Source organism: Cobetia sp. 1AS1, assembly GCF_029846435.1.
GTDB lineage: Bacteria > Pseudomonadota > Gammaproteobacteria > Pseudomonadales > Halomonadaceae > Cobetia > Cobetia amphilecti.
This window is the reverse complement of sequence record NZ_JARWKU010000012.1, coordinates 118,289-128,662: the sequence shown is the minus strand read 5'-3', so window position 1 is coordinate 128,662 and position 10,374 is coordinate 118,289. Positions and strand designations below refer to the sequence as shown.

The 10,374-nt window shown below is 62.2% G+C and carries 6 protein-coding genes; 3 read left to right on the top strand and 3 right to left on the bottom strand.

The window, feature by feature from the left end:
• The first annotated feature begins 380 nt into the window (after positions 1–380).
• Entirely contained in the window at positions 381–659 is a 279-nt protein-coding gene (locus tag QD280_RS16455) for a hypothetical protein (RefSeq protein ID WP_279834763.1), read from the top strand.
• 151 nt (positions 660–810) lie between these two features.
• On the opposite strand, the gene QD280_RS16450 is transcribed toward QD280_RS16455, so the two are convergent.
• Positions 811–1,656, bottom strand: coding sequence for an acyl-CoA thioesterase II (locus tag QD280_RS16450; RefSeq protein ID WP_279840034.1), 846 nt, complete (start codon positions 1,654–1,656; stop codon positions 811–813).
• 200 nt (positions 1,657–1,856) lie between these two features.
• Between QD280_RS16450 and tadA the strand changes: the two genes are divergently transcribed.
• Positions 1,857–2,303 carry a tRNA adenosine(34) deaminase TadA gene (gene tadA, locus QD280_RS16445; protein WP_216061401.1) on the top strand — a complete coding sequence of 149 codons (447 nt, stop codon included), beginning with the start codon at positions 1,857–1,859 and terminating at the stop codon, positions 2,301–2,303.
• 109 nt (positions 2,304–2,412) lie between these two features.
• Here tadA and QD280_RS16440 read toward each other — a convergent pair whose 3' ends face one another.
• Together QD280_RS16440 and mltF are read right to left on the bottom strand one after the other, a co-directional pair.
• Positions 2,413–4,368: a diguanylate cyclase gene (locus QD280_RS16440; RefSeq protein ID WP_279840033.1), complete on the bottom strand. Its 1,956-nt coding sequence runs from the start codon at positions 4,366–4,368 to the stop codon at positions 2,413–2,415.
• Between the two features lie 82 nt (positions 4,369–4,450).
• Positions 4,451–5,944 carry a membrane-bound lytic murein transglycosylase MltF gene (mltF, locus tag QD280_RS16435; protein ID WP_279840032.1) on the bottom strand — a complete coding sequence of 498 codons (1,494 nt, stop codon included), beginning with the start codon at positions 5,942–5,944 and terminating at the stop codon, positions 4,451–4,453.
• Positions 5,945–6,116: 172 nt separating this feature from the next.
• On the opposite strand from mltF, the gene purL reads away from it, so the two are divergent.
• Positions 6,117–10,031, top strand: coding sequence for a phosphoribosylformylglycinamidine synthase (gene purL / locus QD280_RS16430; RefSeq protein ID WP_279840031.1), 3,915 nt, complete (start codon positions 6,117–6,119; stop codon positions 10,029–10,031).
• The last annotated feature ends 343 nt before the right edge of the window (positions 10,032–10,374 follow it).

The following is a 10,374-nucleotide window of genomic DNA, read 5'->3' as shown; positions in this document are numbered from 1 at the left end:
CGTCAGGCACTTATACCGAACCGCCCCTGTAGCCTTGCTGCAGGGGCGGTTCTCTTTGTGCGCAGGAAAAGTGGTGCTCAGGAAGCGTTGGCGCAAAAGAACTGCCGTGCTGGGGTAAACGCGATAGCACAAGGCGTAGCCGTTCGAACAAAGATGCCTCTATCACTTCCGTGATAGAGGCATCTTTGTGTATAGAGCAGTGTCACTGGAAAAGCGTGGCGGCACTCTGTTGAGAACGTACTTTACCGACAGGCATTCCACGCTGCTAAGAGATATCTTTATCGGGAGATATCTTTGCTGCTGCAGCACCTGCTCGGTGTCTGCGCTGTCATTGAATATCACTCATTGAAGCTGTTCATGAATAGGCGCAAGGAGGCGACATGTGGAGGGGCTTTTCATATTCGTTATCAAGGCTTCTAGTGGCAGGGATGATGGCCCTTTTGATGGGGCTGATGTCATCAGAAATGGTATCTGCCGGGGAGCGAGAGAGGAAGATAGAGCGCTGTCAGTTCATCAAGGACAAGATCGAATATTATACCGATAGGCGTCGCGGCGGCGGGTCGTCGGGCCAGATGCGAAGTTGGCAGTCCCAGCGCAATGACTACAAGCAGCGCTATCGGGATGAAAACTGCACGCGCGTCAGGACAGCACTGAAGTGACTCCTCTATTGACGCGATAATAGTGAATCGCAGTGTGCTATTCTCAGCGTTGTAGGTTGTAGATAGACGCAGCCAAAAATGACAATGCCCCTCCTGAGAATGTCTCAGGAGGGGCATTGTTGTTCAGGACGATTAGCTCAGGATGATTCGTTCAGGGGCGTTTGCGCAGGCGTGTCAGGCCTTCCTGGGCGCTGGATGCCACCAGTTCACCGTGCCGGTTATAGAGGCTGCCACGAGCGAAACTACGTGCGCCTCCCGCCCACGGGCTATCCATCTCGTAGAGCAGCCAATCATTGACGCGTACATCGCGGTGGAACCATAGCGAGTGATCCAGGCTCGCCATTTGCAGTTCGGGCGAACCGAACCGCACACCATGTCCGCCGAGGCCTGTCGCCAGCAGATTGAAGTCGGAGCTGTATGTCAGCAGGTAGCGATGTAGGGCATCATCTTCCGGCAGCTCGCCTGCCAGTCGGAACCACAGCCGCTGGCGTGGTGGGGGGCAGGCGTCATCAACACTCGCCGTGATCGGCGCCTTCAGGCGCAGGAACTCGATGGGGTGGCCCTCGTAGCGCTCGATACGTGCCCCCTGTTCGATCAACTGCTCAGGGGATTCGATATCGGGCATGGCGAGCTGATGCTCGAAGCCTGCCTCCTTGCCATGGAAGGAGGCGCTGCAGAAGAAGATGGTCTTGCCATTCTGGATGGCACTGATGCGTCGGGTCGTGAAGCTGCCGCCATCGCGGACGCCATCAACCTGATAGATGACAGGCTTGTGGGCATCGCCCGGGCGCAGGAAGTAGCCATGCAGAGAGTGGACCTGGCGTTCGACCGGCACCGTGCGTGTCGCTGCGGACAGCGCTTGTCCGAGTACCTGCCCGCCAAACAGCTGAGGGAAGCCGAGGTCCTGACTGTGCCCTCTGAACAGGTTCTCTTCCAGGGTCTCAAGACCCAGCAGGGTGACCAGTGCCTCAAGAGGCGCAGTGGCTGTTTGGGGCATGGATCTATCCTTGTACTGAGGGGCAGGCGCTCGGAGCAGTGCCAGGCTGCGCGGGTCGGCAATGCAGGAGGATGCGCGAGCGCCAAGCCGTTATCATGGTGAGCGAAACAATGGCTTCAGGATACCGGAGAACAACGGTGAGTGACGAGTTGGCGATAGCGCCGCAGGCCCGGAGTGGGCCACGTGGGGATCATTACTATATGCATCGGGCGCTGGACCAGGCGCGGCTGGCATTCGAGGCTGGCGAGGTGCCTGTCGGCGCGGTGGTGGTCAATCCCCAGGGCGACATCATCGGCACTGGCTACAATGCGCCGGTCAGCACCCCGGACCCGACGGCACATGCCGAGGTGCAGGCCTTGCGCGCGGCGGCGGCCCGTCTCGGCAACTATCGTCTCGACGATTGCACGCTGTATGTGACGCTGGAGCCCTGCATGATGTGCAGTGGCGCCTTGATCCACGCGCGGGTGAAGCGGGTCGTCTACGGGGCGGCAGAGCCGAAGACCGGCATGGTGGAATCGCGTGCCAATCTGTTTGCACAGCCCTGGCATAACCATCACGTCGTAGTGGAAGGGGGGCTGTTGGCCGCTCACGCCAAGCGCTTGCTCAAGTCCTTCTTCGCGGAGCGGCGCGGTGAGCTTCCGCGCTGAGCCTTCCACTCAGATCCACCCGCGCTGAACCTTCCGCTCAGATCCACCCGCGATGAGCCTCCCGCACAGATCTCTCCGCGTTGCGATCACGTTGGCCTCAGCATGGCCGTCAGGCGGCGACCTGGACCTGATTGCGACCACTGGACTTGGCGCGATACAGCGCCTCATCCGCTGCCTGCAGCAGTGCATCCAGCCGCAACGGAGCGCGGGCCACGCATGCCATGCCCACGGATACCGTGACGACGCTGTCCGTGGCGGGCTGCGGCAATCCTGCAGCCTGCACGGCACGCCGCAACTCTTCCGCCAGAGTGCGGCCTACCGCGCGCGGGCATTCCGGAATGCACACCACGAACTCCTCGCCACCGAAGCGCGCCAGTATGCCGCCGGCAGACTCCACGGGCGCCCGTGAGACGGCGGCAATCTTCTGCAGGTAGCGATCTCCCTCCAAGTGACCCAGTTTGTCGTTGATCGTCTTGAAGAAGTCGATATCCAGAATCATGACTGTCAGAGGCATCTTGCCGCTGAAGCTCTGCACCTGCTCGAGGAAATAGCGACGATTGGGCAGCTGGGTCAGCTCGTCGTGACGCGCCAGCCACTGGATCTCGTTCTGCAGTCGCTCTCGCCGCACCATCTCTTCGCGAAGTGCATCATTGGCATTCTTGACGATGCCGTGCTCCTGCGAGACGCGGCGATACATGTAGATCACGAGGAAGAGCAGGTAGGCCAGCAGCATGCCCGTCAGCAACGTCACCTCCGGCAGACGGCCACGAGTGGCCGCCAGGAACTGCTGTGTCGGCTGCAGGCCTAGTGTCAGGTCGGTGGCGGGCAGCTCGATGGGGATGCGATGCCCCCAGGGCGCCAGACGACTTTCCGGGCCGACATGGATATAGATGTTGCCGCGCTCTGACAGGGTGACCGCAAATGCCTCATTGCGTGCCGTGTCCATGGCCCTGTCGAGCAGAGGGGCCAGATCCACCACCATGGCGATCGCCCCCAGGATGGTGCCATCACGTGGATCGCGCACCGGCAGGTAGGACACCATGCCCTTGCCGCCCTGAATCAGGTCGATGATACCGGTATGGCCCTCGATGCCGAGTTCCAGCGGGTTGCGCAGCGGCGTGTCCGGCTGAGCATCCAGCAGGCGTACGCCCAGCACGTCATGATTGCGGCCCTTGTCCGGGAAGACGCGCGTTATCACGCTGTCCGGGTCGATGAAGGCGATGTTCTGGAAGTATTCGAAATCCTTGTAATAGCTGCGTGCCAGGCGTTGCCACTCTCCGCGTGACGGTGTCTGCCCCATCAGGCTCCAGAAACCGGCGAAGCGCCGCATCGCATTGAGCTGGTCGTTGATCTCGCGAGACAGCTCCGTGGCGATCTTGTCGCCCAGTACGTAGGTCGACTGGTTGATGCGATTGTTCTCGTCCTGGCTCTGCTGCTGCCAGGCGAGCAGGCAGACCAGGGTGATCGAGGAGGAAATGATCAGCGGTATGAGATTGCGGCGCCACATCTGCATGAATGCCGGCTGTAGATCGATCCATTGAGCGATCAACAGCAGACTGACGAAGCTGGTCAGCGTGATGCGTTCCGGGCCTGCCAGCACCATGCTGGCGACGGAAAGACTGGCGTCGGACATCATGGCAAACAGCAACAGCAGCGTGACTTGCGTCAGCTGGATGGCAGAGCCGAATCCCAGTCGCATGCGCAACAGGGCGCAGGTCGTGAGGCCGAAACAGGCGAACAGGATCAGGATGGGCGGGCGGATATTGGCGATGTGCCAATCGCCCGGCAGATTGATCAGCAGGTCTCCCCAGTGGTCCACCCCCACCCAGCTTTCCGGTAGCAGGAAGGTACAGATCAGCAGGATATTGAGGATCAATGAGGCGCTGAGGAACAGCTGGCTGAGGGAGGTATTGCGCCAATGCCAGGCAGCCTGGCCGGCGGCTTGCAGGGTCAACATCATCAGCAGCAGCGCATTGGCTTCATTGCCGGCAGACGGCCAGAGCCCCAGCAAGGCGATGCCGAACGCGATCAGGCTTAGCGACATCAAGACGAGTCTGCGTGTCATTCCCTGTCCTTAGAGGCTCTTGATGCGTGGTGAAGATGCGTGCACTTGAGGCACCGGAGTGCTGACGGTCCGAACTCCATCCTCAGAGAATCGGAGGCACTGTATCGAAGGGATTGCTGTCGCCTTCGTCGTCGGTAATCGGACGCTCATCCAGCTGATAGAACTGCTGCTGGCTACGGTAAACATAATTCAGTATTTCATAATAACGACGGATATTACGGACATAGATGACAGGTTCTCCGCCGCGTGCATAACCATAACGGACTTTCAGATACCACTCACGATTCTGCAGCAAGGGCAGGGCTTCGCGGACATCCTTCCAGCGATTCGGGTCACCGCCCTTCATCTTCACGATCCGTCTGGCGTCAAACAGGTGACCCAGGCCGACATTGTAGGCCGCCAGCGTCATCCAGGTGCGATCCGGTTCCTTGATCTCGTCCGGCAAGCGTCCTTTTATACTCACAAGATAGCGTGAGCCACCATCGATGCTCTGAACGGGGTCCAAACGGTTGGCGATCTTCATTTCGCGCGCCGTCACATTGGTCAGCATCATCAGGCCGCGCACCCCTGTGGGAGAGGTGGCCTTGGGCTGCCAGTGCGATTCCTGATAGCCCGTGGCGGCCAGCAGTTTCCAGTCGATGCCGGTTTCGCGCGCGGCTTCCTTGAAGGTATCGATATAGCGCGGCAGGCGGTCGCGTGCCTGGCGGATGAAGGTCCGTGCGCCGACATACTCGAGATAGTCATCATGGCCGAAATAGCGCTCGACCAGTTGATCGAGGGTGCCATCCTGGCGGCGTGTCTCGAGAAAATCATTGGCGGCGGTCAGCAATGAGATGTCGCCATGCGCGGGGAAGGCCCAGGCCAGCGTCAGCGGATCGCCCACGTCGAAGCCGTTCTCCACATTGGGGAAGAACAGGCGATTGAGCTTGAATTGATGGGCATAGACGACCGCCGCATCCAGCTTGTCTTCCTCGATGCGTTGCAGCAGGTCCGCCACCTCAAGCTCGCCGGTTTCCATCCAGCTGAGCTCGGGGATGTCCTGCTGGACTTCCCGCAGTACCAGGCTGGTGCCGGCGCCCTTGATGACGCCGATGCGCTTGCCGACCAGGTCCTTCAATTCCTTGGGCGGATGCATCCCGCGCCGATAGACCACCATCGCCTGCAATTCGAGGATGGGGCGCGAGAAGCGCAGGTCCTGTTCGGAGAGATCCAGCGGCAGGGTCGCGGCCGCAAGATCGGCCTGATCATTGAGCACGCTCTGGGTCAGGCTCTCGATATTGTGCTCGGAATCCATCGACAGACTCACGCCAAGATAATCGGCGAAGTCCCGTGCCAGCTCGTATTCGAATCCGGTGGGCCCCTGACGGCCACGATAGAAGGTCGTGGGGGTATTGCGCGTGGCGACCTGAATGAAGTCGCGCGCGCGGACATCGTCCAGCCGCGTGGGCATCTCGATGAGGGTGCGCTCGGGCAGTATCAGCAAGGCGAGGGCCAGCGCCGCGACGAGGAAACGCCGCGCGTGGCGCAGCCGCTGTCGCACGGGCGGAATGAGAGAAGAGGGCGAAGTCTTGAGCATGCGTCAGCATCATTCACGGCAGGGCTTCCACCATACCGGCAGCTCAACACACTGTCATCCAACGCATGTCGCCTGCGGGCTTCGTTAAGGCTCGCCTTTCACGTATGATATGCGCTTGCTGCCGCCGTTTGGCGGTTGTCCGTTCACGCTGCTTCAGAGGCTTTCCCTGACCATGCTCGAACTGCGAGGCGCGCCTGCCCTTTCCGCCTTCCGTCACACCCGTCTACTGGCTTCGTTACGCGAGCTGGTGCCGGAGGTGGAATCTCTTCATGCCGAGTACCTTCATCTGGCCGAGGTCGATGGTGAACTGAGCAGTTCCGATCGGACAACACTGGAGCGCCTGCTGGACTACGGCCCCAGTCGTGACGAGAGCGCCCCGGAAGGACATCTCTTCCTCGTCATCCCCCGCCTCGGCACGCTGTCTCCCTGGTCTTCCAAGGCCACGGATATCGCCGCCAACTGCGGCCTGCCGCAAGTCCGCCGCCTCGAGCGTGGCATCGCCTACCGCATCAAGCTGGACGCGCCCCTGAGCGAAGAGCTCTTCGCCACGCTGTCCTCCCGACTGCACGACCGCATGACCGAGACGGTATTGACCCGTACTCAGGACGCGGCACGTCTGTTCCAGCATCAGGCACCTGCCAAGCTTGCCCATGTCGACATCCTCGGCGGTGGCCGCGAAGCCCTGGCCAAGGCCAACGGTAGCCTGGGTCTGGCGCTGGCCGATGACGAGATCGATTATCTGGTCGAGTCCTTCAAGACTCTGGGCCGCAATCCTGCCGACATCGAACTGATGATGTTCGCTCAGGCGAACTCCGAGCATTGCCGCCACAAGATCTTCAATGCGGACTGGACCATCGACGGCGAAGCGCAGTCGCACTCGCTGTTCAAGATGATCAAGAACACCTACCAGCATCATCCGGATGGCGTGCTGTCCGCCTACAGTGACAACGCCGCCGTGATGGAAGGTCCGACTGCCGGGCGTTACTTCCCGACAGGCGAAGACCACATCTATCGCTACCATCAGGAACCGATCAACATCCTGATGAAGGTCGAGACCCACAACCACCCGACCGCCATCGCCCCTTATCCGGGCGCCGCGACCGGTGCCGGTGGCGAGATTCGTGATGAAGGCGCGACCGGTGTCGGCTCCAAGCCGAAAGCGGGTCTGACCGGCTTCAGCGTCTCCAACCTGCGTATCCCGGGCTTCGAACAGCCCTGGGAGCACGACTACGGCAAGCCGGAGCGCATCAAGACCGCCTACGACATCATGCTCGAAGGCCCGATCGGTGGCGCTGCGTTCAACAACGAATTCGGCCGTCCCAACCTCAACGGCTACTTCCGTACCTACGAGCAGGATGCCTTCGGTGCCGGCGGCATCGAGCGTCGCGGCTATCACAAGCCGATCATGCTCGCCGGCGGTTACGGCAACATCCGCAGCCAGCACGTCGAGAAGGGCGATATTCCGGTCGGCGCCAAGCTGATCGTGATGGGCGGCCCGGCGATGCTGATCGGTCTGGGCGGCGGTGCTGCCTCTTCCATGGCCTCCGGCAGCTCCAGCGAAGACCTCGATTTCGCCTCCGTGCAGCGTGACAACGCCGAGATGGAGCGTCGCGTGCAGGAAGTCATCGATCGCTGCTGGGCGCTGGATGACAAGAACCCGATCTGCTTCATCCACGACGTCGGCGCGGGCGGTCTGTCCAACGCACTGCCGGAGCTGGTCAAGGATGGTGGTCGCGGTGGCCTGTTCGATCTGCGCGCCGTGCCGAGCGCCGAATCCGGCATGAGCCCGCTGGAGATCTGGTGCAACGAATCCCAGGAACGTTACGTGCTGGCGGTGGCGCCGGAGAATCTGGCTACCTTCGAAGCCCTGTGTGAGCGTGAGCGTTGCCTGTACGCCGTGGTCGGTGAAGCCCTCGAGGAGCACGAGCTGATCGTCAAGGATGGTCACTTCGATACGCGTCCGGTCGATCTGCCGATGGACGTGCTGTTCGGCAAGCCGCCCAAGATGTCACGCAGCTTCGAGCGCCAGACGCTGGAGCTGCCGGCGCTGGGTCTCGACAACCTCGACCCGCGCGAAGCGATGACCCGTGTGCTGCAGCTGCCCACCGTCGCCTCCAAGAAATTCCTGATCACCATCGGCGACCGCTCGATCACCGGCATGGTCGCGCGCGACCAGATGGTCGGTCCGTGGCAGGTGCCGGTGGCCGATTGCGCCGTCACCACCAGCTCCCTCGACAGCCATGTCGGTGAAGCGATGGCGATGGGCGAGCGTACGCCGGTCGCGCTGATCTCGCCGGCGGCGTCCGCGCGTCTGGCCGTGGCCGAGGTGATCACCAACCTGGCCGCCGCGCCGATCGCCAAGCTGTCTGACATCAAGCTGTCCGCCAACTGGATGAGCGCTGCCGATCACACCGGCGAGAATCAGGCGCTCTACGAGGCCGTCCACGCCGTCGGCATGGAACTGTGCCCGGCGCTGGACCTGACCATTCCGGTCGGCAAGGACTCCATGTCCATGCGCACCGCCTGGCAGGACGAGAACGGTGAAGACAAGTCGATCACCGCGCCGCTGTCGCTGGTGATGACAGGCTTCGCGCCGGTCACCGATGCCATGCGTACCCTCACGCCGCAGCTGCGTCGCACGCTGAATGGCGAGGCCGTGGAAACGGACCTGATCCTGATCGATCTCGGCCATGGCGCTCACCGCCTCGGTGGCTCCGCGCTGGCGCAGGTCTATGGTCAGGTCGGCAACGAAGCGCCGGATCTTGCCAAGCCCGAAGACCTCAAGCACTTCTTCGAGGCCATCCAGCGCTTCAATGTCGAAGGCAAGCTGCTGGCCTATCACGACCGCAGCGATGGTGGTCTGTTGACCACCTTGATGGAAATGTCCTTCGCGGGACGTGTCGGTCTCGACATCTCCCTCGACTGGACCGCCGCCGAGCCGGGTCAGGCCACCGGCGCGCTGTTCGCCGAAGAACTGGGTGCCGTGGTGCAGGTGCGTCGCGAGCATACCGAGTCCATCCTCGCCGAGCTCAAGGCCGTGGGCCTCGAGCACAGTGGCGTGATCGCCACGCCGCGTGCCGATGAGCAGATCAACATCACGCTGCTGGGCCAGAACCTGCTCTCCACCACCCGCGCCAGCGCCGAGCGCCTGTGGGCCGAGACCAGTTATCGCATGCAGGCCGCACGTGACAACGCCGATTGCGCCAAGAGCGAATTCGAGTCCATCAACGACGTGCGTGACCCGGGCCTTACCGCCCAGGCCACCTTCGACGTCAACGAGGACATCGCGGCGCCGTACCTGAACACCGGTGCACGTCCGCGCATGGCGATCCTGCGCGAGCAGGGCGTCAATGGTCAGCTCGAGATGGCGGCAAGCTTCGACCGTGCCGGTTTCGAGGCCGTCGATGTCCACATGAGCGACATCCTCGAAGGGCGCGTCGATCTGGACACCATGCGGGGGCTGGTCGCCTGTGGCGGCTTCTCCTACGGTGACGTGCTGGGCGCCGGCGGTGGCTGGGCCAAGTCGGTGCTGTTCAATGCGCGTGCGCGTGAACAGTTCGAGCGTTTCTTCAACCGTGATGACAGCTTCGCGCTGGGCGTCTGCAACGGTTGCCAGATGCTCTCCCAGCTCAAGGAGCTGATCCCGGGTGCCGAAGCCTGGCCGCGTTTCGTGCGCAACGAGTCCGAGCAGTTCGAGGCCCGTGTCGCGATGGTCGAAGTCGAGAAGAGCGCCTCGCTGTTCCTCGATGGCATGGAAGGCTCGCGCCTGCCGATCGCCATCGCGCATGGCGAAGGGCGTGCCGAGTTCCGCGACAGCGCTCACCTGCGCAAGATGCAGAGCAGCGGCCAGGTCGCGCTGCGCTACGTCGACAACTACGGCCAGACCACCACGCGCTATCCGGCTAACCCGAACGGCTCGCCGTCCGGCATCACCGGCCTGACCACCGATGATGGTCGCGTGACCATCATGATGCCGCACCCGGAGCGTGTGGCGCGTGCCGTCACCAACTCCTGGCGTCCGGACGACTGGCAGCAGGATGGCGCCTGGTTGCGCATGTTCCGCAATGCCCGTCGCTGGGTTGACTGAGCGACGTGACGCGCCAGCGACTCGGCCTCCTCGGTCGATGAGGCTGGCGCACGCCACCAGTGGCGAAATGCAGTAACGGGAGACGCCTTCGTGGTTCACGCCACGAGGGCGTCTTCTTGTTTACAGACATGCTGAGAGCACCGTGGTGCGACTGGCTCAACAGCGGATTCCACCGTTGAGCAGGACACTCGGCCCGGCATGCGGCAGGCTGGCGTCATCGTGATGTCGCCATCGCCATCGCCATCGCCATCGCCATCGCCATCGCCATCGCTATCGATGATGATGCCTGCCTGACAGGCATGGTGTGTTCCGTGGCCGCTGCACTGGACGCAGCCCGTGGTCG